The following is a 23,657-nucleotide window of genomic DNA, read 5'->3' on the forward strand; positions in this document are numbered from 1 at the left end:
CGTCGACCGCGGCAACGACTGCCGGGCTCCCGGACGCCAGGACTCGCCGAACGTCGTCACCGCTCGAGCGCGTCGGCGAGCTTCTCGAGCGGGTGGGACGGTGGCTCCGCTCCCGGCCGGTCGCCGAGCTGGGTCCGACACGAGGTGCCCGGCGCCACCGGTTCGCCGCCGCTCGCGTCGACGGCGTCGAACAGCAGCCGACCGATCGCCTGCGAGAGCTCGTAGTGCTCGGCCTCGTAGCCGAACGAGCCGGCCATTCCACAGCAGGTCGCCTCCACGGGGTCGACCGCGTAGCCGGCCCGTCGCAACACCCCGACCGCGTGGTGGTCGGCGCCGACCGCCTTCTGGTTGCAGTGACCGTGGTAGGCGAGCGTCTCGCCGGAGGTGTCGAACGCGATCGACTCGTCCAGGCGCTCGCGGTCGAGGTACTCGCAGACGCCGGCCGAGGCCTCACAGACGCGCCGGACGGTTTCGGCGTACAGTTCGGGGGTGTCGGGCCCGAGGAGCAGGCCGCGGTACTCGTCCTGGAACATCACCGCGTCGGAGGGTTCGACGAACAGCACCGACCAGCCCGCTTCGACGAACGGGGCCAACGCCTCGACGTTGTGGCGGGCCCGCAGCCGCGCCCGGTCGAGAACGCCCGTCGAGTACGCCGCCCGCCCGCTCGCCGCGAGGTCGTCCGGGATTCGGACGTGAACGTCGGCGGCCTCGAGCACCCTGACGGCGGCTCTCGCGGGCGCCGGATCGCAGTACGCGCTGTAGGTGTCCGGAAACAGCACGACCCGCCGCTGGGCCGCGGACTCCGGAACCCGCGGGCCGCCTCGAGCCGCGAACCAGTCGTGAAGGGTGTGACGCTGAAAGGTCGGCAGCTCGCGCTCTCGAGCGATTCCGAGCGTCTTCTCCATCGCGACGCGGGCGCCCGGCAACCGCGCCAGCCAGTTCGACGCGGGGGCCGTCGCGGCGCCGAGTGCGGCCAGCCGATCGATATCCGCGAAGAGCCGCGAGCGCAGGCTCGCCCCCTCCTCTTCGTGGTACCGGTGTTTGACCTCCGCTTTGAGCTTCGCCAGGTCGACTCCGGTCGGACAGTCGCTCGCACAGCCCTTGCAGCCGACACAGAGGTCGAGCACCTCGGACTGGAACCGTTCGGACGCGAGCTCCTCGGGCGGCAGCTCCCCCGAAATCGCCGCCCGGAGCAGGTTCGCCCGGCCGCGGGTCGTCTGGATCTCCTCCCCGGAGGCGCGATACGTCGGACACATCACGTCCGACTCCGTCTGTCGGCAGGTGCCACAGCCGTTACAGAGCTCGACGAGGTGAGAGAAGCCGCCCTCCTCCGTGAAGTCGAGGGTCGTCTGGGGCTCGAGGGACTGATAGGCCGGCCCGTACCGGAGGTTCTCGCGCATGTCGGCGCCGATGCCCCGGTCGGAGTCCGGCCCCGGATCGTCGGGGCCGTCGCGGTAGACGACGTTGCCCGGGTGGAGCTGCCAGTCGGGATCGAACGCCGTCTTGAGTTCCTTGAAGGCCGCCCAGAGCTGCGGGCCGTACATCTTCGGTGTGAACTCCGTTCGGGCCATCCCGTCGCCGTGTTCGCCCGAGAAGGAGCCGCCGTACTCCAGAACCAGATCCGTCACGTCGTCGGTGATCGAGTGCATCGTCTCGACCCCGTCCTCGGTTTTCAGGTTGAGGATCGGCCGAATGTGTAGCGTTCCCGACCCCGCGTGGGCGAAGTAAGCCGCGGAGGTGTCGTGGTCCGCGAGGATCCCCTCGAAGCGCCCGACGTACTCGGCAAGTTCCGCCGGCGGCACCGAGGCGTCCTCGATGAACGGGTACGGCTTCGGGTCGCCCGCCATGCTCATCAGCAGCGGGATGGCGGCCTTCCGGAGCTTCCAGAGGTCAGCCTGCTCGGCGGGATCGTCGGCCTCGAGGACGCCGAAGGCGCCGGTCTCGTCCGGGCCGTCGGCGACCAACCGCTCGGTGGTCTCCGCGATCGTCGCCTCGAAGTCGTCGACGAGTTCGGAGTCGAACTCGAGCATCAGCGCCGCCTCGGTCCCCTCGGGCACCGGCCGGGCGTACGCCGCGTAGCCCTCGGACTCGCGGGCGAGCCTGAACACCTCGTCGTCCATCAACTCGACGCCGCCGACGGGGCCCTCGAGGGCGACCGGCACCGCGGCGAGGGCCTCGAGCAAGTCGTCGTACCAGTAGACGGCGAGCGCGGTCTCCTCGGGCACGGTGACGAGCGAGAGCGTCGCCTCGACGACCACCCCGAGGGTGCCCTCGCTGCCCGCCAGGAGCTTCGAGAGGTTGATCACGCGCTCGCCTGCCTCGGTTTCCCTGATCACCTTGTGGAGGTTGTAGCCGCTCACCGACCGCTTGAGTTCGGGGTAGCGGGATTCGATCTCGTCGGCGTTGTCCTCGACGAGCGCCCGGACAGTCTCGTAGATCGCCGCCTCCCGGTCGTCTCTCGAGACGATCTCCTCCCACTCCGGGCTATCGACGACGACGTCGCGCGTGTGGATCAGCGAGCCGTCGGCGAGCACCACCCGGAGCTCTTCGACGTAGGCGTCCGTGATCCCGTAGCGCACCGAGTGGGCGCCCGTCGAGTTGTTGCCGATACCGCCGCCGACGGTCGCCCGGTTCGAGGAGGCCGGGTCGGGTGCGAACTTGAGCCCGTGGTCGGCGAGGCGGGCGTCGAGGTGGTCCTGGACGACGCCGGGTTGTACCCGCGCCAGCCGCGCCTCCGGGTCGACCTCGAGGATCTCGTTCATGTGCCTCGAGCAGTCGAGCACCACGCAGCCGGGGCCGACGGCCTGTCCGGCGAGCGAGGAGCCGGCGCCCCGCGGGAGGACGGGAACGCCGAACTCGGCGGCCGTTTCGACGGCCGCGCGAACGTCCTCGACGTCGGTCGGGTAGACGACCCCGGCGGGGCGGGCCTGGTAGATGCTGCCGTCGGTGGCGTACAGCACCTGCGCGTACTCGTCGAACTCGACGCCGCCGTCGACCCGCCCGCGGAGCGCCCGCGCCAGGGCGGCGTACTCGGCGACGTCGCTTCTGCCGGGGTGTGGTGATTCCCTCTCGAGGGTGTCGAAATCCTCAACGGCCATACCGTCGCCTTCGGGGCGCGGCCGGATATACGCTGTGTCAGACATCGTCTCACGAGCGGTTCGAACAGCCGACGGCGGCCGCCACAGGCCGAATCGGTACGGCTACCCGTCGGGACGACGGAGAGGGGGTATGCGACTCGCACGACTGTCGACGCCGGCGGGGCCGGTCGCCGGACGCTACGAGGACGGGACCGTGTACGCCGACGACGGTGCCTACGAGGTCGGACGGGACGGACGACTCCTCCCGCCCTGCGAGCCGTCGGCGCTGTACTGCGTCGGGCGGAACTACGCGGAAACGCTCGAGCAGATGGAGTACGAACGGCCCGACGAACCGGACTTCTTCATCAAGCCGCCGACGGCGCTGCTGGGCCACGGGGAGGCGATCACCTACCCAGACTTCACCGACGAGCTGACCTACGCGGGGGAGCTGGCGGCCGTGATCGACCGACGCTGTCGCGACCTCGAGCCAGAGGAGGTGCCCGAGGCCGTCCGCGGCTACGCGATCCTGAACGACATCGATGCGCTGGACCAGCAGGGGCGCACCGCCAGAAAGGCGTTCGACGGCTCCGCGCCGCTCGGGCCGTGGCTCGAGACCGACGTCGACCCGACGAGCCTCGAGATGCGAACCGACGTCGCGGGCGAGCGCCGACAGGAGGCGAGTACGGAACTGATGCTGTTCGACCCCTACGAGGTCGTCTCCTACCTCTCGAAGCGGTTCACCCTCCGGCCGGACGACGTCGTCGCCTTCGGCAGCCCGGCGAACCCGGGGCTGCTCGAGCCCGGCGACACCGTGGAGATCACGTACGAGGGCATCGGGACGCTGGTGAACGCGGTCTCGAGCGGGAACGACGGACGGTCGTAACACGCCGCTCACTCGAGGCTCGAGCGCGGAGTGAAAGACACTTCCGCGCGGACCGCCTCTCGGTGGGCGTGAGCACCGACCCAGCCCAGGATGCGCCCCGCCGCGTCGAGGTCTACCCCGACCGCGAGGCGGTCGTCGAGTTCGACCCCGACCTCACGTTCGAGTGCGTCGACGACTGCACCTGGTGCTGTCACCACGGCGTCTTGCTGTACGACCGGGATCTGATCGAACTCGCCGCGCGGGCGAACCTCGCGGAGACGACGACCGACTTCCGGGGCGAGAAGTTCGTCACCCGCGAGGAGAAAGGCCGCGACGAACACGTCGACGACGACGGCCGCGCCTGCGCCTTTCTCCGGGAGGACGGCCTCTGCTCGCTCCACCTCGAGGCGGACTGGAAGCCGACGCGGTGTTCGGTGTTTCCCCTCGGCGTCTGGCGCGAGTCCGACGGCCTCCACGTCGACATTCGGGAGTCCGCACACGAGCACTGCGAGGGGCTGAACGTCAGCGACCGGCGCGTGATCGAGCACCTCGAGGCCTTTCTCCCCGAGGTGCTGTGGGAGCTCGAGAACCCCGACAGCGACCGGGCGCTGTAGCCGACACGCCGAGGCGTGGCCGTTCGGGGTCCGACTGTCGCAATCAAAACAGTTGTCAGGCGGTCCGTGGTAGCGCGAGTATGCCATACGATCCCACCGACCGCGGCGAGGCGTCGAAATCGTTCGACCACCACGACGAGCGCCACACGCGGTTCGTCGGCTCGATGCAGTCGGGCAAACCGCTGTACTTCGACGAGGACACCCGGAGCTTCTTCGAGGGCGAGTACGACGACGAGACGAACACGGTCTTCGACACGGCAGAAACCGAACGAGAGCTCAGCCCGCGCGAGTCGGTCGGCGACGCCCTCGAGTCGCTCGGCGACAGCCTCGAGATGGAGTCGCTCTCGGAGTTCGCCCGCGAGCACGTCAAAGACGAGGCGAGCGAGGAGAGCGACGTTCAGGACTGATCTCGGCTCTCCTGCTTCCACTCCTGGAGCCCGACGACCGCGCCGTCGATCTCGTCGGGATCGGCCGCCGTCGCCGCCCAGACGAACATGCCGGCGACGGTGTCGGGGTCGCGTCCCCGACCGCCCGTGAGCTCCGTCGCCACCTGTCCCGGGTCGAGGCAGGCCACGGTGTAGTCGGTGTCGGCGGCGAACCCGCGAACGACCGCCTCCGCGCCGGCTTTCGATACCGCGTAGGCGCCGTAGCCCGGTTTCGCCTCTCGAGCGACCGCCCCCGTCGGAACCAGCACGCGCCCCTCACCGGTCAGGTGGGGGAGCGCCTCCCTGATCGCCACAAACACGCCGCGGGCGTTCGTCCGCCACTGGTCGTCGAACGCTGCGTACGACTCCCGATCGGTCGGCGTCTCCCCCGGTTCGCCGTGGTAGACGCCGGCCGCGGCGACGACGACGTCGATTCCGCCCGACTCGCCTGCTCTCGAGGCGGTTTCCATCAGCCGCTCGACGTCGAACTCGTCACGGACGTCCGTCCGAAGCCCGGTCGCCGTCGCGCCCGACTCCTCGAGTTCCGTCACGGCTTCGGACACCGCGTCGGCGTCTCGAGCGCCGAGGACGACGGTCGCACCCTCGTCGGCGAACACCCTTGCCGCTGTGCGACCGATTCCGCCGGTGCCGCCCGTCACGACGACTGTCGTCTCGTCCATACGACCCGTACCGTCCGCTCACACAAGGAACCCGCTCATCGTCGCCTGGACTCGAAACCGGAGGCAGGCGGCGACGCGACCGACGTGAGTATGACATACGTTTATCACCGAGCCGATGCTCGTCTCGAGCATGAAATCGCTGGCCGGTGAGTCGGTCGTCGTGATCGGCGCCGGCGTCGGCGGGCTCTCGACTGCCTGTTATCTCGCCGACGCGGGGGCGGACGTTCACGTCATCGAGAAAAACGAACAGCTCGGCGGCCGGGCGAGCCGACTCGAGGTCGACGGCTTTCGCTTCGATATGGGTCCCTCGTGGTATCTGATGCCCGACGTCTTCGAGCGCTTTTTCGCGGAGTTCGGCCGAATGCCGACGGAATATTACGATCTCACGCACCTCGACCCGCACTACCGACTCTTCTTCAAAGACGGGGACGAGGTCGACGTCACCCCCGACAGGGAGCGAACGAAGCGGATCTTCGAGAGCTACGAACCGGGCGCCGGCGGGGCGCTGGATCGCTACCTCGAGAAATCCCGCGAGAACTACGAGGTGGGGATGGAACACTTCGTCTACGAGGACCGCGAGCGCCTACGGGATTACGTCGACCCCGACGTCGCCCGCCAGGCCCGCGGCCTGTCGCTGCTTGGCTCGATGCAGGGCCACGTCGAGGACTACTTCGACCACCCGAAGCTCCAGCAGATCGTACAGTACACGCTGGTATTTCTGGGCGGCTCCCCGCGGAACACGCCCGCGCTGTACAACCTGATGAGCCACGTCGACTTCAACCTCGGCGTCTGGTACCCCGAGAACGGCCTCGGCGGCGTGATCGACGGCATCGCCGAACTCGGGACCAAACTCGGGGTCACCTACGACACCGACCGGCCCGCGACCGAAATCAAGGGCCGCGAGGGCGGCTTTCTGATCGAGACGCCGACGGGACCGCTGACGGCGGATCTCGTGGTGAGCAACGCCGACTACGCCCACACCGAACAGGAGCTGCTCCCCCCCGAAAAGCGAGGCTACAGCGAGGCCTACTGGGAGTCCCGAACCTACGCCCCCTCCGCCTTTTTGCTCTATCTCGGCGTCGAGGGCGACCTGCCCGAACTCGCCCACCACACCCTCGTCCTGCCGACCGACTGGGAGGAGCACTTCGCACAGATCTTCGACGAGCCCGCCTGGCCCGACGATCCCGCCTACTACTGCTGTGCCCCCTCCGAAACCGACGACACGGTGGCTCCGGAGGGCCACAGCAACCTCTTCATCCTGGTTCCGATCGCGCCGGGACTCGAGGACACCGCCGAACACCGCGAGGCCTACCGAGAGCTGGTGCTTGCGGATCTCGCTACCCACACGGGCACCGATCTGCGCGACCGGATCGTCGTCGAGGAACAGTTCTGCGTCTCCGAGTTCGCCGACCGCTACAACAGCTTTCGGGGGACCGCCCTCGGGATGGCCCACACGCTCCGCCAGACCTCGCTGTTCCGGCCGCCCCACCGCTCGAAGGAGGTCGACGGCCTCTACTTCACGGGGTCGTACACGACGCCGGGAATCGGCGTCCCGATGTGTCTCATCAGCGGGGAGCTGACAGCCGAGAAGGTGCTCGAGGATCACGCCGAATGACCGGGCGAATCACGCAGCGGCGGCGGAGGTGCCCGCGTGGTCGCTAACCGAACTACGGCGGTCGACGGCGGGCTCGTAGACCGGCTCTCGTACCTGCTCACCCTCTCGAGACCGCGCTTCTGGCTCTACCTCGCCGGCCCCGTCCTGGTCGGGGTCGCCTACGCCGCCTCGTCGGTCGGAGAGTTGCTCGAGCCGACGGTCGTCGCGTTGTTCGCGTACTTCCTGCTGCCGGCGAACGTGTTCCTCTACGGGATCAACGACGTCTACGACCGCGAGATCGACGCCGAGAACCCCAAGAAAGAGGACAGAGAGGCCCGGTATCGGGGCCAGCGGTTCGTTCCGATCGCCGTCGCGCTCTCGGCGGCGCTGGCGCTCGCGTTCGTCCCCGTTCTTCCGACGACCGCGTTAGTCTGGTTCGGCGTCTTTCTGTTCCTCGGTGCGTCCTACAGCGCGCCGCCGCTTCGGTTCAAGACGACGCCCCTGCTCGATTCGATCTCGAACGGGCTGTACGTCGTTCCGGGTATCGTTGCGTATCTTGCAGTCGCCGGCAGTCAGCCGCCGCTGCTCGCCATCGTCGGCGGCTGGCTGTGGGCGATGGGGATGCACACCTTCTCCGCGATTCCCGACATCGGCCCCGACCGCGAGGCGGGAATCCGGACCACCGCAACGGTCCTCGGCGAGGGCCGCACCTACGCCTACTGCGGACTCTGCTGGCTCGCCGCCGCCGCGGCGTTCGCTGCGATCGATCTCCGCCTCGGCGCGCTCATGGGCGTCTACCCCGCGCTCGTCGCGGCCGTCGCGGCCTCGAGCGTCGGCGTCTCCCGCGCCTACTGGTGGTTCCCCGCGATCAACACCGTCGTCGGCGCTGCCCTGACGATGGGCGGGCTCTGGGGGGTGTTCTATGGCTGACTCGAGTCGGGACGGACTGACGCGAACGGAGGTGCAACGGCGCCTCGAGTCGATCGTCCGCGAGAACCGCTTTACGATCGCCGTCGTCTTCCCCGCCATCGGCGCGATCACGCTGGTCGCCAGCGCGGAGGGGTGGCTGCCGGGGCCGCTCGAGTACAACCCGCTCCTGATCCTCTTCGGAACGTTCGTGATGCGCTCGCCGCTGCTCGTCGGGCTCCTCCCGAGAGTGGGGTGGTGGGCGCTGGGCTGTCTCGGCGTCCTGACGGTCTACACCTACGCGATCGAGATGGTCGGCGTGCGAACCGACTGGCCCTACGGCGCCTTCGAGTACACGATCCAGCTGGGGCCGATGCTGCTGGGAGAGGTACCCCTCGCGCTCCCACTGTTTTTCATCCCGCTGGTGCTCAACGCCTACCTGCTCACGCTGCTGTTGTGCGGGTCGTGGGCCGACAGCGCTCTCGTCAGGCTCCCGGTCGCCATCGCGGCCGTGGTGGCGATCGACCTCGTGCTCGACCCGGCCGCCGTCGCCGTCGGCTTCTGGGCGTTCGAAGAGGGCGTCTACTACGGCGTCCCCGTCTCGAACTACGTCGGCTGGGTGATCTCGGGCACCGTCGCCGTTCTCCTCGTCGACCTCGCGTTCGACCGGGAGGCGCTGCTCGCGCGAGTCCGGAACTGCGAGTTCATCTTAGACGACCTCGTGAGCTTCGTGCTCCTGTGGGGGTCGATCAACCTGCTGTACGGCAACTGGATCGCCGCCGCCGTCGCCGGCGGCTTCTGCCTGGGCCTTCTCGGGACGGGGCGGTACGATTACGCGTTCCTCGAGACGGCGAAACCGACGGGCTGATCGAGGCGGGAAACACGAGCGGGCGGCGAACTACCGCGTTGGCACGCCCTCGCCGTGGCTCGGCCCTCGCGAGCCCGTCTCGGCGCTCGGAACCGCCGAGACCCGTTCGAACACCGCCTCCGGGTCCCGGTGTAAGTGCCAGTGCCAGCGGGTCTTCGCGACACACCAGAGCTTGCGCGCCGTCGACAGCGACGGCTCCTCGGTGAGCACGTCGTACCCCTGGTTGCGGATGACGGTGTGGTGTTCGGCGTACAGCACCGCCGCGAGCAACACCGGCAGCTGACAGTCCTCGGGGAGGTACCGGATGCCGGCGACGCCCTCGCGGTAGAGCGACTCGGTTCGCTGGAGCTCCTCGGCCATCGCCGCCTCGAACGCCTCGTCGCTCTCGAGTCGTTCGATCTGTGCCTCGCTCACGCCGTGGGACCGAAGCGTCTCCAGGGGGATGTAGATCCGGTCGCGCTCGGTGACGTCCTCGCGGACGTCCCGCAGGAAGTTCGTCAGCTGGAACGCCTCGCCGAGTTTGATCGCGTGGGGGAGCGCCGCCGCCTCGTCGTCGGGCTTCATGATCGCCGTCATCATCACGCCGACGGCGGCCGCCGAACCGCGCATGTACGTCTCGAGGTCGGCGTACGTCTCGTAGCGGCTGGTGTGGATGTCGGTCGCCATGGCGTCGATGAACTCGTCGACTTCCTCGTCGGCGATGCCGTCGCGTTCTCTGAGCTGGGAGAACGCGACGAGAACCGGTTCGTCGGGTTCGGCGGTACCGAGCGCCTGTTTCCGGAGCTCCTCGAGGCGAGCGGCCTGCTCCTCTGCCGGGACGTCGGCGGCGTCGTCGACGACCTCGTCGGCGATCCGAAAGAACGCGTACAGGACGTGCGTCGCGTGCCGGACTCGCTTCGGGAGAAACCGGGTCGCGAGGTAGAACGTCTTCCCGGTCCGTCGCTGAATGTCCTTGCCGGCGGCGATGTGTTCCCGTTGCATTCTCACCCTCTCACCTCTGCGTGACAGCGATTCAATACGTTTAGTTCAACAGAGAGGTATAAAAGGGCTCGCCCTCACGAGGTTGGGTTCCGGGCGCGGACGCCAGACGGCCCGGTCTGGGGGTTCGACCGACGGCCACAGCACCTCGAGTCAGCTGAGAGTCAAGTATATACGACAGTAGTCGAAACGGGGAGAAAATGGTCGCCGCTCGCACGGTCGTGGTCGTCCTGCTCGTCGTTCTCGCCGGCTGTGGCGGGTTCGCGGACGGGACCGACCGCGAGCCCTACGGCGTCGACGAACCCGTCGATCCGGAGCCCGAGGAACTGCTTCCGGGGGTCACTGCCGACGGCGTCTCCGACCCCGAGCAACTCCACGCCGCTCACTTCGACGCCCTGGAGGACGACGTCTACGAGCAGACGACGATCCGCACCACGGCGGACGAGAGCGGCACGGTCGACTCCACCGTCATCACGTCGGAGACGGTCGGCGCGAACGGGACTCCCGCGCTGGTCGTCGTCGAACACTGGGAACAGGCTCCGGAGAACCTCACGGCGGATCCGACCCACGAACACCGGATCTGGATCACCGACGGGGAGAACTACGGCAAGCAGGTCAACGACAGCGGAGACGTCACCCACGCTCGAAACGTCTCGGTCGGCTTGCTCGAGCCCGAGCCGCCGGCCCCGCCGGTCGAGTTCTACGACCGAACCGACGCCGTCGAGGAGGACGGCGACCGAATCCACCTCGAGGGCGCAGGCGATATCTGGTCGTACGAGAACGCCTCGTTTACGCTCTCGCTGACCGACGCCGGCTACATCGAGCGGCTTCAGCTCGACGCGGAGGTCGGCGATCGGGCGGTCGAGGAGACGATGGTCCTCGAGACGCGAGAGGCGTTCCCGCTCGAGGAGCCCGAGTGGGTGGAGGAGGCGCGGGCGGCGGACGAAGCGGAGTAGTCGGCCGGCTCAACGGCTGACCGTCCGTCTCACTCCCGGAGCGTGTCGGCGAGCATCGGCAGGAAGGTCCCGATGTCGGTGACCATCCCGATGGCCTGCGCGCTGCCGCGGTCGAGCAGCTGCGTGACGGTCGCGGGGTTGATGTCGACGCAGACGGTTTTCGTCGTCGACGGCAGGCAGTTGCCGACGGCGACGGAGTGCAACAGCGTCGAGAGCATGAGCACGAGGTCGGCCTCGTGGGCCTGCTCGCGGATCGCGTCCTGGGCCTCGATCGCGTCCGTGATCGTCTCCGGCAGCGGGCCGTCGTCCCGGATCGATCCCGCGAGCACGTACGGAACGTCGTTCCGGACGCACTCGTACATCACGCCGCCCCGGACGACACCTTCCTCGACGGCGGCCTCGATCCCGCCGGCGCGCCCGATCTCGCTGATCGTGTAGATGTGGTGTTTGTGCCCCTTTCGCGGGTGCTCCAGGGTTTCCGTGTCGACGCCGAGGGAGGTCCCGTACAGGTCCCGCTCGAGGTCGTGGACGGCGAAGCCGTTGCCCGCGCTGACGGCGTCGACGTAGCCCGCACGGACCAGCTCCGCGAGGGCGTCCCGCCCGCCGGAGTGGACGATGGCCGGCCCGCAGACCGCCAGCACGGTGCCGTCGCGCTCGTTGACGGCGCGCATCTCGTCGGCGATCTCGGCGATCAGCGAGGCCGACGGGCGCTCGCTCGAGACCCCGCCCTGCATGAACCCGAAGGAGCTGCCCCTCGAGCGGGGGCGCTCCGGCGGCTCGACGCGGATACCGGTGTCGCCGGTGACGACCCGGTCGCCCGCCTCGATCGCGTTCAGCACGCGCGTCCGGACGGTGGCGTCGTCGCCCTCGCCCTCGACGACGAGCGCGCAGTCCATCTCGGGGCCCTCGACGGCGAGCCACTCGCCGTCGACCCGGACCGCAGTCGGGTGGTTCGTCGTCGAGTAGAAGTCGACCGGAACGACCCGGTCGGCCGGCGCGGGCTCGAGGACGGCGTCGCGGGGGCCCTCGATCATCGCCCCGTTCTGATTGAGTTCGTGGAGGATCTCCTGGAGTTGGTCCTCGGCGTCCGCGGAGACGACCATCCGGCAGTAGGACTCCTCGTGTTTGTGGCGGCCGACCTCGAACGCCTCGACGTCGAACTCCCCGCCCATGTCCATCACGGCGCCGAAACACCGCCCCATCGTCCCCGAGTCGATGATGTGGCCCTCGAGTTCGACCCTGCGACTGGCTGTCATCGGTGGGTGTTCGCGGCCGGCGACCGTGAATCTGTGCGTGGATACCGGGTCGCCGGGTTACTCGAACAGCGCGCCGTGGCGCTCGGCGAGGTTCGTGTACGCCCCCGAGGAGTACTCCTCGAAGGTCGCGGCGGGGTCGATCGTCGTCTCCGAGAGGGGCGTCACCGAGGCGGGAACCCCCCGGACGAACGACCGGTCCGGAATGTCGTAGCCGTCGGGGACGGTCGTTCCCGAGGCGACGATGCACTCCCGGCCGACGACGACGTCCGAGTTGAGCGTCGCGTTGAACCCCACGAGCGAGCCCTCGCGGACGGCCGCGTCGTTCAACACCGCGCCGTGGCCGCACATCACGCGAGCGCCGACGCTCGAGGCGTGAATCGTCGCGTTGTCTCCGACGTGGGCCGACTCCCCGATGCGAACGGGGCCGACGTCCCCCCGGAGGACGACGCCGGGCCAGACGCTCGCGTCGGCCGCGACCGCGACCTCGCCGACGAGCGTCGACTCGCGGCTGACGTGGGCGTCCTCGTGGATCTCCGGTTCGGTTCCCTCGAAGGCGTACCGTCTTCGGTCGGACATACCCCTCCCCCACGCCGACGAGCGGGAAAGTTCTTCGCGCCGCGACGGCGCGGCGCCCGGCCCGGAGTTCGTCGCGCGCGCTGACTCTCACGCTCGAGCTAGAAAATCACTTTGCGGTGGCACGCCATACCACAACCATGGCCAGCGAACACCGATCGCTCGAGCGCTCGCGCTGTCTCAACTGCGGCTTCGAGGCCCCCGGCGGCGGCGACGAGTGGCTCAGACTCGAGGTTCCGAAACTCGGCCGGATGACCCAGTGCCCGGAGTGTCACAGCACGAACGTCATCACGGGCCGGTAGGTCGGGCCCGGCCGGCACCCCGAGCCGATCCGGGGGAGACAGACACTTACGGGTCACTCCCCTACGGGGCGCCATGAGCGACCAGACGAGCGACCTTCCCGCGAGCGACGCGGAGTGGCGCGACAGACTCGACGACGAGGAGTACCGGATCCTCCGGGAGGCCGGCACCGAGGCGCCGTTCAGCGGCGAGTACGTCGACCACAAGGACGACGGGAGCTACGCCTGTGCCGGCTGTGGCGCCGTGCTGTTCGACTCGGAGACGAAGTACGACTCGGACTGTGGCTGGCCGAGCTTCTACGACGTCGACGACGACCGGATCGAGACCCGGCGGGATACGAGCCACGGAATGGACCGCATCGAGGTGCTGTGTGCGAACTGCGGGGGCCACCTCGGTCACGTCTTCGAGGACGGGCCGGCGCCGACGGGCAAACGCTACTGCATCAACTCCGTCGCCCTCGAGTTCGACGACGAGTAGTCGGCGCCCGCGGCTGCAGGCACCACGTTTTTCGAGCGCAGCGGGCCACGTTCGAGTATGGCAGACGATCCACCCACAGCCGAGGAGCTCCGGCAGGGAATGACCGTCAGAATCGTCCAGGAGGACGAGGACGTCCACTCGACGGAGGCCGAGCCGCTGCTCGGCGAGATCGCGACCGTCTACGACGGCGATCCGCCGGAGGGGCCGAAAGTCGAGCTCAAAAGCGGCGCCGTCGGCCACGTCCGCTCGGTCGTCGCCGACGAGTAGAGAGCCCCTCGAGACGAGCGCGAGCGCCGCGACGTGAGAGAAGACGGTGCGTATTTCCGCCCGCTCGTCGAACTCGTCGCCGATGGACCGGTCCCGGCTCGCCTCGCTCGTTCACGACATGATCGCGGTCTCTCGAGAGCGCCAGCTCTCCGTGAAGTCGGCGGGGCTGGCCTACCACGCCTTCAACACCCTCGTCCCGCTCGTCATCCTGGCGCTGGTCGCCGTCACCGCGACCGACTCCCTCGAGGTCGTCTTCGACACCTTCGAGACGGCGACGGGTCTCGACACCGCCGCGACCCAGAGCGCGCTCGAGGACGTCATCGGCGACGGCGGCGGTCGCCTCGGCGCCGCGGTGCTCGCGCTCGTGATCTTTCTCTGGAGCGCCGTACGGATGTTTCAGGCGACCAACAGCGCGTTCACCGGCGTGTACGGCTCGCGAAAGCGCCAGTCGTATCTCACCTCAATCGTCAACGTCGCGCTGCTCACCCTGACGGTGACGCTCGCGATCGTCCTCGTCGCCGTCGTCGGCGTCTCCCTCTCGCTGGTCGTCGAGGGGATCTGGTGGCGGCTGATCAGCCCGCTGTTGCTCCTCGCGCTACTCGTCGGCGCGTTCCTGCCGACGTACTACCTCTTTCCGGAGGCCGACGTCTCCGTCCGGGAGGTGCTCCCCGGCACGGTGTTCACCGCGATCACCTGGACGGCCCTCGCGGTGAGCTTCCGGCTTTACATCGTGATCTCCGACAGCGTCGAACTGTTCGGCATCGCCGGCGGCGTACTGATCGTGCTGACCTGGGTCTACCTGGGCGGGCTCTGCGTCCTCACGGGCGCCGTCCTGAACGCCGTCCTCGCGGGCCGCGTCGACCCGGACGACGGCTGGGTTCCCGTCGTCGACGCCGTCTCGAGCGACGCTGCCGACTGACACGGTCCGTCGTACCTGTACCGTACCCCTTCGGGGCCGGCGACGGCCGGTACGAGACGGCGACAGACCGTCCGAAGTCGATCACCGCTCGAGGTACGCCATCGCCTCCGCGTCGCTGACCTGGCCGAACGACCGGTAGAACTGGCCGACGGCGCCGAAGTGCGACGGCCGCTCGAGCGCGATCACCTCGTCGGCCTCCGACTCGATCGCCGCGAGCGAGTCGGGCGCGCCGACCGGCACCGCCAGGACGACGTGCGCGGCACCGGCGTCGCGAAGCTGGCGGAGGCAGGCCCGCGCCGTCGCGCCCGTCGCCAGCCCGTCGTCGACGACGACGACGCGCTCGCCCCGAACGCCGGGGGGCTCGCCGCTCTCGCGGTACCGGTCGATCTTCCGGCGGGCGGCGTCGGCCTCCTCGCGGCGCGCCCGCTCGAGGTAGGTGTCGGTCACGTCGAGGTGGTCGATGACGTCGTCGTTGTACCAGACGCTCCCGTCGCTGGCGACGGCGCCGACGGCGAGTTCGGGGTTCGTCGGCGCGCCGATCTTCGAGGCGACGACGACGTCGAGCGGCGCGTCCAGTTCGTCGGCGACCGGCCGGGCGACCGGCAGCCCCCCGCGGGGAATCGCGAGGACGAGATCGGCCTCGAGCCCGCGCTCCGCGAGGGCGGCGGCCAGTCGCTCGCCGGCGTCGGTGCGGTTTGCGAACATCGGGGGCGCTAGCACGCGACGAATCCTCTTTGTTGTTGCGTGGCAGTGCCGGTAGGCGGCGCGGCCGACACCACCCGAGGCAAGCAGGCGAGCGGCGAAGGCATACCCGTTGCCCCGCCGTATCGCCGCCGATGACACGATTTCAGCGGACGCTGTCGGAAGTGGCCGGCGCCTCGAGCGGGGACTCCGGGCGCGTGGGCGTCGTCGGCGGCGGGGTCGACTACCCCGGCCAGCCGGCGATCGTCGGGCTGGCGGCGCTTCGAACCGGGTCGGACGACGTGCGGGTGATGGTCACGGAGGAGATCTACCCGATCGTCGCCGGCTTCTCGCCGAACCTGCTGGTGAGCCGCTACGCGGGGACGCGCTTCGAGGAGGCGGCCGCCGACGGGACGATCGAGCGCGCGGCCGACCTCGACGCGCTCGTGCTCGGCCCCGGCCTCGCCGACGCCGATCCGACGGCGATCCAGCGGACGATCTCGGCGGTCGAGATCCCGGTCGTGATCGACGCGCTCGCGATCGAACCCGGCGTCGAAGCCGACCTCTCGAACGCGGTGTTGACGCCCAACAGCGAGGAGCGCGACGAGCTGGTCGACGCCTACGGCAGCCTCGAGGCGTTCTCGCGGGAGACGGACGCCGTGGTGGTGTTCACCGGCAGCGAGGACGAAATCGTCGCCGACGGCGAGCGGACGGTAAACGAGACGGGGACCGAGGCGCTCACCGTCGCCGGCACCGGCGACACGCTGGCCGGCATCGTCGCCTCGCTGCTCGGCCAGGGAATGGAGCGGGAGACGGCGACGGAGATCGGCGCCTGGACCCTGGGGAAGGCCGGCGAACTCGCGACCGCCGAGCGCGGCCCCGGCGTGGTCGCGACGGACGTCATCGACCGGATTCCGGATACGATTCGGTAGGCTCCCGGTCGGAATCGACTGACCCCGACCCGTGTCTCCCGGTTTCCGGTAGCATCTCGAGACCGTGGTGTGGTTTACCAACACCAAGCTTTGTTCGCAAATGGCAAACGAAAGTTGCAAATGCGTAAATAGCTCCGGCCCGAAACTCGCGTATGGACGAGTCAGAAACCAGAGACCCGATCACCGGCGTTCAGATCGAACAGTCAGACGTCCCGCTCTACCTGCCCGGCACCCCGACGCTCTCGTTCACGACGAACCTCGAGCGGCTGATCGGCGCGCTGTTTCGCTGAGAGATCAACGTTTACCCGGCCGTCCGTGGTAGTGCGAACCGATGACGAGTACGGAGGAGATCTCACACCCGCTGTTCGCCGCCCTCTACGACCGGGTGATGCCCGAACGATTGCTGTTGAGACCGCACCGGGAGTACCTCGCGCGCGGCCTCTCCGGGCGCGTCCTCGATCTGGGTGCCGGGAACGGTCCGATGTTCCCGTACGTCGACCCGGGTCTCGAGTACCACGCCGTCGAACCCGACCCGCACATGCGCCGGCGCGCCCGTGAAGCGGCGCGGGAGGCCGGCCTCGGCGTCGACCTCCGGGACGCCCGCGCGGAGTCGCTACCCTACCCCGACGACAGCTTCGACGCCGTGATCGCGGGGATGGTGTTCTGCACCATCGCCGACCCCGACGCCGCCCTCGAGGAGGTCGCCCGCGTGCTGAAACCCGGCGGCGAGGTGCGCTTTCTCGAGCACGTCCGTGCCGACGGCTGGCGGGCGACCGGCCAGGACTTACTGACCCCCGTCTGGAAGCGCGCCGGCGGCGGCTGTCACCCGAATCGGGAGACCGTCGAACGGTTCGTCGGCCACGAGGCGTTCGACCTGGTGGAACTCGAGCGGGTTCGCGTGGGCGTCTTCCCCGCGGCGCCGTTCGTCCGCGGGCGGCTCCGGCGCCGGGCGGAGCCGATCGGGCGGTGAGATGGGTTTATAGGCACGGACTCCGCGGGTTCGACCATGACCGACGATCGACTGCGGATGACGCCCGGGCCGACGGCGGTGCCCGCGGTGGTGCGCGAGCGGATGAGCCAGCCGACGCCGAACCCCGACGTCGAGGCGTCGTTCTTCGAGTTCTACGAGTCGCTGACCGAGAAACTCGGGGCGATCTACGGCGGAGACGACGTCGTGATCCTCAGCGGCGAGGGCATTCTGGGCCTCGAGGCCGCGGCCGCCTCGCTGCTCGAGGACGGCGACCGCGCGCTCTGTCTCTCCAACGGCCTCTACGGCGAGGGGTTCGCCGACTTCGTCGAGCTGTACGGCGGCGAGGCGGTCACCGTCGGTGGCCCGTGGGACGAACCGCTGGACCTCGAGGCGATCGAGACCGAACTCGAGGAGGGGGCGTTCGACGTCGCCACGATGGTCCACTGCGAGACGCCCACCGGGACGCTGAACGACCTCGAGCCGGTGCTCGATTTGCTCGAGGAACACGGCGTGGTGAGCGTGGTCGACGCGGTCTCCTCGCTCGGGGGGACACCGGTCCCGACCGATAAGATCGACGTCTGTCTCGGCGCGACCCAGAAGTGCTTCAGCGCGCCGCCGGGGCTCTGCGTGCTCTCGGTGAGCGACCGGGCCTGGGAGCGGATCGAGGCCACCGAGACGCGGTCGTTCTACGCCGACCTCGAGCCCTGGCGGACCGCGCTGGAGGAGCGGTGGTTCCCGTACACCCACGCCGTCTCGAACCTGTACGGACTCGAGGCGGCCGTCGATCTGCTGCTCGAGGAGGGCCTCGAGGCGGTGTACGACCGCCACGAACGGGCGGCGAGTCGGTGCCGCGAGCGGGCGGCCGACCTCGGGCTCGAGACGTACCCCGCGCGGGAATCGTTGTGCTCGCCGACGGTGACCGCCCTCGCCGTCGACGGCCGGGCATCGGCGCTCCAGCGGGCCGTCCGCGAGGACCACGACGTGTTGCTCGCGACCGGGCTGGGCGCCGTCGAAGACGACGTGCTTCGGATCGGACACATGGGTCACAACGCCCGGATCGACCGGGTCGACCGGGCGATGGACGCTCTCGAGGCGGTCCTCGAGTGATGCCCCCGGGAGTACGCCGGCGATAAAACTGAAACCCGGACACTGCAGGTAGAACCGTTTCCCCCCAGGCGAGTGTATCTACGCAGACACCATGTCGAAACCAGACGAAGAGCCGACGGAAACCCCGACGACCAGCCGCGAGGAGGCCACCGAAGAGGGTGGGTGGATGCTCCGCAACTGGGTCGCCGTCGCCGTCGTCTCCGTGCTCATGATGTTGCTCCTCGCCCTCGGGCTGATGCAGTGGACCGGGCTCGTCGACATCCTCGCGCCGGTGGCCGACAGCGAGGCCGGCCAGTGGGGCGTGTTCGCCGTGCTGGCGATCATCGTCGCCGCGCTCGCCGTGTGGGGCTGGTCGGCGTTCTTCGCCTCGGACCGGTGAGGAGGACCGAGAGTCAGTCGTTCCGAAAACTACAACGCCGCTCGCTCGAACGATGATCCTATGACGCCGTCCGACTCGGTCGGCCGCCGCGACCTGCTTCGGGTGGCAGGTGTCGCCGGCGCGGCCGTCGTCGCCGGCTGTACGAACGGGGAGAGCGGCGACTCGTCGCCGACGAACGCGACGGCCCCCTCGGGGTCGACGTCCGACGCGATACCCCAGGAGTGGCCGATGACGGGCGACCCCGTCGAGGAGGTCGAACCGCTCGAGGAGGCGCTGCTCGACTACATGCGCGAGCGCGAGATCTCGGCCGGCGCGCTCGCGGTTTCGAACTACGGCGACGTGATCTACGAGCGCGGATTCGGCTGGGCCGACGGCGACCGAACGACGCCGGTCGACCCCGACGCCCTCTTTCGGATCGGGAGCGTGAGCAAGCCGATCACCGACGCGGCAGTCCGCCGACTCGTCGACGACGGCCGCCTCGAGCTGGACGATCGCGTCTACCCGTTCCTCGAGATCGACCCGCCGTCTGACGGGCTCGGCGACGAACGGTTCCGAGAGATCGAGGTCGGTCACCTCCTGGCCCACCAGGGGGGCTGGGACCGCCGGGAGTCGATCGACCCGACCTTCGAGCCGTTCACCGTCGCCGAGAGCCTCGGACTGTCCCGACCGCCGACTGCGGACGACGTGGTCCGATACGTCCTGGGCCAGCCGCTCCAGTTCGACCCCGGCGAGCGGTCGGCGTACTCGAACGTCGGCTACAGCGTCCTCGCGAAGGTCGTCGAAGGCGCGTCCGGCCGGACCTACCAGGACTTCCTCAGAGAGGCGGTGCTCGACCCCGTCGACGCCACGGAGATCCGGCGCGGACGGACCGCCCCCGACGACCGCCCGCCGCGGGAGGTCGCCTACGACGACAGCGAGCGGTGTCCGAACGCCGCCGCCCTCGAGGCAGACGACCGGGTATCTTGCGCCGACGGCGGCATCGTCCTCGAGGCGCTCGAGGGGGCCTGCGGCCACGTCGCGACCGCGGGCTCCCTGCTTTCGTTCATGGACGCCTACTGGCTCGACGGGCAGACCCGGTCCTCGCGGGACGGCGAATGGGTGTACTTCGGCTCGCTGCCGGGTGCGTTCGCGATGGCGACCCAGCGGGCCGACGGTATCGACGTCGTCGCGCTGTTCAATCGGCGCACCGGCGACGCCGAGGGGATCCACCCCATCCTCTCGGAGGCGGCCAACCGGGTCGACGACTGGCCCTACTGAGCGCGAGCGCCCGCGCCGCTTCCCCGCGAACGCGTTCGTTCCCGGATACCCCCCGTTGGGGCGTCACGGTACGGCATGGCAGTGTGCCGGCGGACAGAAACCCGTTTAGGTACCGCGGCGCCACCACCCACAATGAGTTATCGGATCGGGCTGGTCGGCAAACCGTCGGTCGGCAAATCCAGTTTTTTCAACGCGGCGACGATGAACGACGTCCCCGAGGGCGCCTACCCGTTTACGACCATCGACCCCAGCGTCGGCGAGGCCTACGTCCGCGTCGACTGCGCCGCCCCGGAGTTCGACGAGGAGTGTACGCCGTCGGTCGGCTACTGCGACCACGGGATCCGGTTCGTCCCAACGAAACTCGTCGACGTGGCCGGGCTGATCCCCGGCGCCCACGAGGGCGCCGGGCTCGGCAACCAGTTTCTCACCGACCTGAACGAGACCGACGTGCTCGTCCACGTCGTCGACTTCTCCGGCGAGACCGACCTCGAGGGCGAACCCACCGAGGGGCACGACCCCCGCGAGGACGTCGCCTTCTTAGAGGAGGAACTCGACCAGTGGTACCTGGGCATCCTCGAGAAGGGGATCGAGCGCTACGCCTCGGGGTACGTCACCGAGGATGACGCAATCGAGGATGACCTCGCCGAGCAGATGAGCGCGTTCAGGACGAACGAGGACGAGCTCAAACTCCTGATTCGCCGGGTTGGAATCGGCTTCGATCCCGAGGAGTGGGAGCCGGAGGATCGACTCGAGTTAGCCCGCGAGATCCGGAAAGCCACCAAACCGATGGTGATCGCGGCGAACAAGATGGACACGCCGGAAGCCCAGGAGAACTACGACGAGATCACGAGCGATCCCGACTACGAGCACCTGACGATCGTCCCGTGCAGCGCTCACGCCGAGAAGGCCCTGAAGTCGGCGGACAAAGCCGGCGTCGTCGACTACCGACCCGGCGACGACGGCTTCGAGATCACGGGTGACGTCTCGCCGGAACAGGAGCAGGGCCTCGAGCAGATCCGCGACTTCCTCGAGAGCTACGGCGCGACGGGGGTGCAGGCGGCCCTCGAGACCGCGCTGTTCGACGTCCTCGGGGTCGTACCGGTGTTCCCCGGTGGCGCGAACGGGCTGGGGAACGAGCGCGGCGAGGTGCTGCCGGACTGCTACCTGATCCCGCCCGCATCGACCGCCGAGGATTTCGCCTACAGCCTCCACTCGGACATCGGCGACGGCTTCCTCCACGCGATCGACTGCCGGTCGAATCGCCAGCTCGGGAGCGCCTACGAGGTCGAGCCGCGGGACGTGATCGAGGTCATCACGACGAACTAGCCGGTCAGTCCGCCGGCGTGTGGTAATATCGGTTCCAGAGCGACTGCAGCGGGAGGATCAACAGCGGCGTGAAGAATGCCGCCGTCAGGTTCACCGCGGCGACGCCGATCGAGCACAGAAACACCGCGGGCGTGATCAGCTCCCGGAGGGCGACGAGCCGACCCGTGCGCCGGTCGATCGAGACGTCGGTGAGGTCGCGCCAGCAGGCGTACCACCAGACGCCCGCCAGCGCGAGTCCGACCATCGCGAGGTTGATCGCGTACAGCGTCCAGGCGAACCGGGTTCCGTAGATGCCGAGCAGCTCGGTCGGGAACGGGAGAAACGAGATCGACAGCAGGAAACAGAGGTTGAGGTAGAGCAGCCCCCGGTCGTGTCGGTCGATCCGCTGGAACAGGTTGTGGTGGATGATCCAGTAGATCCCGACGACGGCGAAGCTCAGCAGGTAGCTGAACAGCAACGGCTGCTGGTCGGCGAGCGCCGCCGGGAGTTCGGCCGCCCGGTCTGCCGGCACGTCAGGAATCTGAAACTGGAGGACGAGCAGCGTGAGCACGATGGCGAAGAGGCCGTCGCTCAGGGCCTCGATCCGGTCGGTCGCCTCTCCCTCGAGCAGCGTGACCATGCGCCCGCTACGACGCCGGCCGTCGAATAACTCACAGAGCGTTCTCAGCGGCCGAGCGACCACCGTGGAACTTAGGCCGTCGGCCGCCTACGGTCGGCATGAAGCGCCGAACCGGCCGCGCGAGCGTTCGGGACGCCCTCCTCAGAGAACTCCGTCGCATCGGTCTCTCGGTGCGCGGGCGGTTCTTTACCCGCCCGAAACCACCGGAGCCGTCCGTCGTCGTCGGCCTCGAGGCCGCAGCCGTCGAGCGGTTGCTCGGCGAACACCACTTCGCGCCGAACTGGGACATGTCGTTCGCGTACTTCGGCGAGGTGTGCAACCTCCGGCGGGTCGAGTACGTCGCCGACCACCCGCTCGGCTACCGGTGGTGGCAGATCCACGTGCGGGGCTACCACCACCCCGACGGCCTCGAGCTGACCGCACACTTCGAGACCGACCCGAGCGAGTCGCCGGACGCCCACGTCGACAGGATCGGGATCGACATCCAGCGCGGGCTCGCGGAGCTGATCGACCTCCTCGAGACGAACGACGTGTCCTACACGCGAGAGGAGCCAGCGCAGAGTTCGCAGCCTGCGCGGCGCTGATCGGCCGGCCGCCGCGGACGACCGGGCGTCAGCGACCCCAGGTGAGACGGCGGCCGACGGCGTCGAGCCGACTCGAGAGTCGGGCGAACCAGAAGCCGGGGGAGACGAGGCTGAACTCGCGCTCGTCGACCTCGATGCGGGCGTCGCCGTACGGGTCCCGGTCGGGCGCGTCCACCTCGCGGCCGACCGCGGCCGCGTCGACGACGGTCGACAGCGAACAGCGCCCGCAGGCCTCGACGCTCGTCCCCCTCGCCCCGTCGTCGTCTTCCGTCTGGCTCGGTCGTGTCATGCCGTGGATACTCGACGTACGCACTCGAGGGGCTTAACTCGGCCCCCGATGGCCCGACGGACTTTTGGCCTCTCCGCGGCATTCACCCGCATGAACGACCGCGGCGGGGAACCGGCGGACGGAGCCGGAGACGACGGTCGAGCCGTTCCCGACTGGGACGACGAGTACGTCGACCGGGTGAGCGACCGGCTCATGCACAACTACGACCTCGAGAAGGACTTCGTCGTCTGCGGCGAGCGGTTCACGCTGTACGGGCGAATGGATCTGACGAGCAAGAAGCACCTCTTTCACCCATCGCTCTCGCTGGCCGAGCACGGCTCGACGGAACACCTCTTCGTCAGACGCGTCGACCGCGTCGACGACCGGACCCTCGAGGGACTCGTCGACCTCGGCGAGACGCTCGCCGGGGAGTGGATCGAGCCCGACGAGGAGCACTTCTCGACGGACTTCACGTTCGTCGTGATCGCGCCCTCGGTCCCCGAGGACGTCCGCGACCGGGTCGCGAAGTTCGACGGGCGCACGCTGTTGAAGTACGGTTTTCACGGCCACTACGAGATCAACCTGGCAGTCGTCGCACCCGAGGCGGAGGAGTTCGTCGCGAGCGAGAACGCCGACGTGACCGCGGCCTTCCGGCTCTGGGAACCGATCGAGCCGTCCGAGCCCGGAATTCTCGGACTTATCTCGCGGCGGCTCCAGCTGTAGCGGTCTCGAGGCCTGAGGGGAGCGTCGCTACTCGAGTCGGGTCGATAAAAAACCGGTCG

28 protein-coding genes are annotated in these 23,657 nt (G+C 68.9%); 20 read left to right on the forward strand and 8 right to left on the reverse strand.

Annotation, left to right across the window (positions count from 1 at the left end):
- Positions 1–56: 56 nt before the first annotated feature.
- On the reverse strand, positions 57–3,098 hold the full coding sequence (locus tag NMQ11_RS12215; RefSeq protein ID WP_255168538.1) for an FAD-binding and (Fe-S)-binding domain-containing protein: 3,042 nt from the start codon (positions 3,096–3,098) through the stop codon (positions 57–59).
- 130 nt (positions 3,099–3,228) lie between these two features.
- Here NMQ11_RS12215 and NMQ11_RS12220 point away from each other — a divergent pair, with 130 nt between their 5' ends.
- The 3 genes from NMQ11_RS12220 (at position 3,229) to NMQ11_RS12230 (ending at position 4,960) form a co-directional block, all read left to right on the forward strand.
- Positions 3,229–3,960 (forward strand): fumarylacetoacetate hydrolase family protein, encoded by a 732-nt coding sequence (locus tag NMQ11_RS12220; RefSeq protein WP_255168540.1) that lies wholly within the window; start codon positions 3,229–3,231, stop codon positions 3,958–3,960.
- 68 nt (positions 3,961–4,028) lie between these two features.
- Positions 4,029–4,553, forward strand: a complete 525-nt coding sequence (locus tag NMQ11_RS12225) for a YkgJ family cysteine cluster protein (RefSeq protein ID WP_255168542.1) — start codon at positions 4,029–4,031, stop codon at positions 4,551–4,553.
- 80 nt (positions 4,554–4,633) lie between these two features.
- Complete coding sequence (locus tag NMQ11_RS12230) at positions 4,634–4,960, forward strand: hypothetical protein (protein ID WP_255168544.1); 327 nt, start codon at positions 4,634–4,636, stop codon at positions 4,958–4,960.
- On the opposite strand, the gene NMQ11_RS12235 is transcribed toward NMQ11_RS12230, so the two are convergent.
- Positions 4,951–5,658, reverse strand: a complete 708-nt coding sequence (locus NMQ11_RS12235; RefSeq protein ID WP_255168545.1) for an SDR family NAD(P)-dependent oxidoreductase — start codon at positions 5,656–5,658, stop codon at positions 4,951–4,953. The genes NMQ11_RS12230 and NMQ11_RS12235 overlap by 10 nt on opposite strands.
- 130 nt (positions 5,659–5,788) lie before the next feature.
- On the opposite strand from NMQ11_RS12235, the gene NMQ11_RS12240 reads away from it, so the two are divergent.
- From NMQ11_RS12240 to cruF, 3 genes are read left to right on the forward strand one after another with little or no spacing between them, the layout of a single operon-like run.
- A complete protein-coding gene (locus NMQ11_RS12240; protein ID WP_255168547.1) occupies positions 5,789–7,273 on the forward strand; it encodes a phytoene desaturase family protein in 1,485 nt (494 codons plus the stop codon).
- Between the two features lie 36 nt (positions 7,274–7,309).
- Positions 7,310–8,182 carry a prenyltransferase gene (locus tag NMQ11_RS12245; RefSeq protein WP_255168548.1) on the forward strand — a complete coding sequence of 291 codons (873 nt, stop codon included), beginning with the start codon at positions 7,310–7,312 and terminating at the stop codon, positions 8,180–8,182.
- Entirely contained in the window at positions 8,175–9,026 is an 852-nt protein-coding gene (gene cruF, locus NMQ11_RS12250; RefSeq protein ID WP_255168549.1) for a bisanhydrobacterioruberin hydratase, read from the forward strand. Before NMQ11_RS12245 ends, cruF begins: the two co-directional genes overlap by 8 nt.
- Before the next feature lie 30 nt (positions 9,027–9,056).
- Here the strand turns inward: cruF and NMQ11_RS12255 are convergent, their stop codons facing one another.
- Positions 9,057–10,007, reverse strand: a complete 951-nt coding sequence (locus NMQ11_RS12255; protein WP_255168550.1) for a phytoene/squalene synthase family protein — start codon at positions 10,005–10,007, stop codon at positions 9,057–9,059.
- Positions 10,008–10,204: 197 nt separating this feature from the next.
- Between NMQ11_RS12255 and NMQ11_RS12260 the strand changes: the two genes are divergently transcribed.
- Entirely contained in the window at positions 10,205–10,960 is a 756-nt protein-coding gene (locus NMQ11_RS12260; RefSeq protein WP_255168552.1) for a hypothetical protein, read from the forward strand.
- Positions 10,961–10,989: 29 nt separating this feature from the next.
- On the opposite strand, the gene NMQ11_RS12265 is transcribed toward NMQ11_RS12260, so the two are convergent.
- Together NMQ11_RS12265 and NMQ11_RS12270 are read right to left on the reverse strand one after the other, a co-directional pair.
- On the reverse strand, positions 10,990–12,216 hold the full coding sequence (locus NMQ11_RS12265) for an ornithine cyclodeaminase, nickel-pincer nucleotide-dependent (protein ID WP_255168553.1): 1,227 nt from the start codon (positions 12,214–12,216) through the stop codon (positions 10,990–10,992).
- A 57-nt stretch (positions 12,217–12,273) separates the two neighbouring features.
- Positions 12,274–12,792, reverse strand: a complete 519-nt coding sequence (locus NMQ11_RS12270; RefSeq protein WP_255168554.1) for a gamma carbonic anhydrase family protein — start codon at positions 12,790–12,792, stop codon at positions 12,274–12,276.
- A 137-nt stretch (positions 12,793–12,929) separates the two neighbouring features.
- On the opposite strand from NMQ11_RS12270, the gene NMQ11_RS12275 reads away from it, so the two are divergent.
- The 4 genes from NMQ11_RS12275 (at position 12,930) to NMQ11_RS12290 (ending at position 14,752) form a co-directional block, all read left to right on the forward strand.
- Positions 12,930–13,091: a hypothetical protein gene (locus tag NMQ11_RS12275; protein WP_255168555.1), complete on the forward strand. Its 162-nt coding sequence runs from the start codon at positions 12,930–12,932 to the stop codon at positions 13,089–13,091.
- 73 nt (positions 13,092–13,164) lie between these two features.
- Positions 13,165–13,566 (forward strand): peptide-methionine (R)-S-oxide reductase MsrB, encoded by a 402-nt coding sequence (gene msrB, locus NMQ11_RS12280; protein ID WP_255168558.1) that lies wholly within the window; start codon positions 13,165–13,167, stop codon positions 13,564–13,566.
- Positions 13,567–13,623: 57 nt separating this feature from the next.
- Positions 13,624–13,833 carry a DUF2196 domain-containing protein gene (locus NMQ11_RS12285; RefSeq protein ID WP_255168559.1) on the forward strand — a complete coding sequence of 70 codons (210 nt, stop codon included), beginning with the start codon at positions 13,624–13,626 and terminating at the stop codon, positions 13,831–13,833.
- Positions 13,834–13,915: 82 nt separating this feature from the next.
- Positions 13,916–14,752 carry a YihY/virulence factor BrkB family protein gene (locus tag NMQ11_RS12290; protein ID WP_255168560.1) on the forward strand — a complete coding sequence of 279 codons (837 nt, stop codon included), beginning with the start codon at positions 13,916–13,918 and terminating at the stop codon, positions 14,750–14,752.
- Positions 14,753–14,833: 81 nt separating this feature from the next.
- On the opposite strand, the gene NMQ11_RS12295 is transcribed toward NMQ11_RS12290, so the two are convergent.
- On the reverse strand, positions 14,834–15,457 hold the full coding sequence (locus NMQ11_RS12295) for a phosphoribosyltransferase (RefSeq protein WP_255168561.1): 624 nt from the start codon (positions 15,455–15,457) through the stop codon (positions 14,834–14,836).
- A 131-nt stretch (positions 15,458–15,588) separates the two neighbouring features.
- On the opposite strand from NMQ11_RS12295, the gene NMQ11_RS12300 reads away from it, so the two are divergent.
- The 7 genes from NMQ11_RS12300 to NMQ11_RS12330 all read left to right on the forward strand — a co-directional run bounded on the left by NMQ11_RS12300 (position 15,589) and on the right by NMQ11_RS12330 (position 21,404).
- Positions 15,589–16,365: an NAD(P)H-hydrate dehydratase gene (locus tag NMQ11_RS12300; protein ID WP_255168562.1), complete on the forward strand. Its 777-nt coding sequence runs from the start codon at positions 15,589–15,591 to the stop codon at positions 16,363–16,365.
- Between the two features lie 152 nt (positions 16,366–16,517).
- Entirely contained in the window at positions 16,518–16,655 is a 138-nt protein-coding gene (locus NMQ11_RS12305; RefSeq protein ID WP_255168563.1) for a hypothetical protein, read from the forward strand.
- A gap of 41 nt (positions 16,656–16,696) precedes the next feature.
- Positions 16,697–17,335 carry a class I SAM-dependent methyltransferase gene (locus tag NMQ11_RS12310; RefSeq protein WP_255168564.1) on the forward strand — a complete coding sequence of 213 codons (639 nt, stop codon included), beginning with the start codon at positions 16,697–16,699 and terminating at the stop codon, positions 17,333–17,335.
- A 36-nt stretch (positions 17,336–17,371) separates the two neighbouring features.
- Positions 17,372–18,442 carry a pyridoxal-phosphate-dependent aminotransferase family protein gene (locus NMQ11_RS12315; protein ID WP_255168566.1) on the forward strand — a complete coding sequence of 357 codons (1,071 nt, stop codon included), beginning with the start codon at positions 17,372–17,374 and terminating at the stop codon, positions 18,440–18,442.
- A 91-nt stretch (positions 18,443–18,533) separates the two neighbouring features.
- A complete protein-coding gene (locus NMQ11_RS12320; RefSeq protein ID WP_255168569.1) occupies positions 18,534–18,821 on the forward strand; it encodes a hypothetical protein in 288 nt (95 codons plus the stop codon).
- A gap of 60 nt (positions 18,822–18,881) precedes the next feature.
- On the forward strand, positions 18,882–20,078 hold the full coding sequence (locus tag NMQ11_RS12325; protein ID WP_255168570.1) for a serine hydrolase domain-containing protein: 1,197 nt from the start codon (positions 18,882–18,884) through the stop codon (positions 20,076–20,078).
- A 132-nt stretch (positions 20,079–20,210) separates the two neighbouring features.
- Entirely contained in the window at positions 20,211–21,404 is a 1,194-nt protein-coding gene (locus NMQ11_RS12330) for a redox-regulated ATPase YchF (RefSeq protein ID WP_255168572.1), read from the forward strand.
- A gap of 4 nt (positions 21,405–21,408) precedes the next feature.
- Here the strand turns inward: NMQ11_RS12330 and NMQ11_RS12335 are convergent, their stop codons facing one another.
- Entirely contained in the window at positions 21,409–22,023 is a 615-nt protein-coding gene (locus NMQ11_RS12335) for a TMEM175 family protein (protein WP_255168574.1), read from the reverse strand.
- Positions 22,024–22,121: 98 nt separating this feature from the next.
- Between NMQ11_RS12335 and NMQ11_RS12340 the strand changes: the two genes are divergently transcribed.
- Positions 22,122–22,607: a hypothetical protein gene (locus tag NMQ11_RS12340; RefSeq protein ID WP_255168575.1), complete on the forward strand. Its 486-nt coding sequence runs from the start codon at positions 22,122–22,124 to the stop codon at positions 22,605–22,607.
- A 28-nt stretch (positions 22,608–22,635) separates the two neighbouring features.
- On the opposite strand, the gene NMQ11_RS12345 is transcribed toward NMQ11_RS12340, so the two are convergent.
- Complete coding sequence (locus tag NMQ11_RS12345; protein WP_255168576.1) at positions 22,636–22,896, reverse strand: DUF8007 family protein; 261 nt, start codon at positions 22,894–22,896, stop codon at positions 22,636–22,638.
- 90 nt (positions 22,897–22,986) lie between these two features.
- Between NMQ11_RS12345 and NMQ11_RS12350 the strand changes: the two genes are divergently transcribed.
- A complete protein-coding gene (locus NMQ11_RS12350; RefSeq protein ID WP_255168578.1) occupies positions 22,987–23,598 on the forward strand; it encodes a DUF8052 family protein in 612 nt (203 codons plus the stop codon).
- The last annotated feature ends 59 nt before the right edge of the window (positions 23,599–23,657 follow it).

This window comes from Natrononativus amylolyticus, from assembly GCF_024362525.1.
Lineage (GTDB): Archaea > Halobacteriota > Halobacteria > Halobacteriales > Natrialbaceae > Natrononativus > Natrononativus amylolyticus.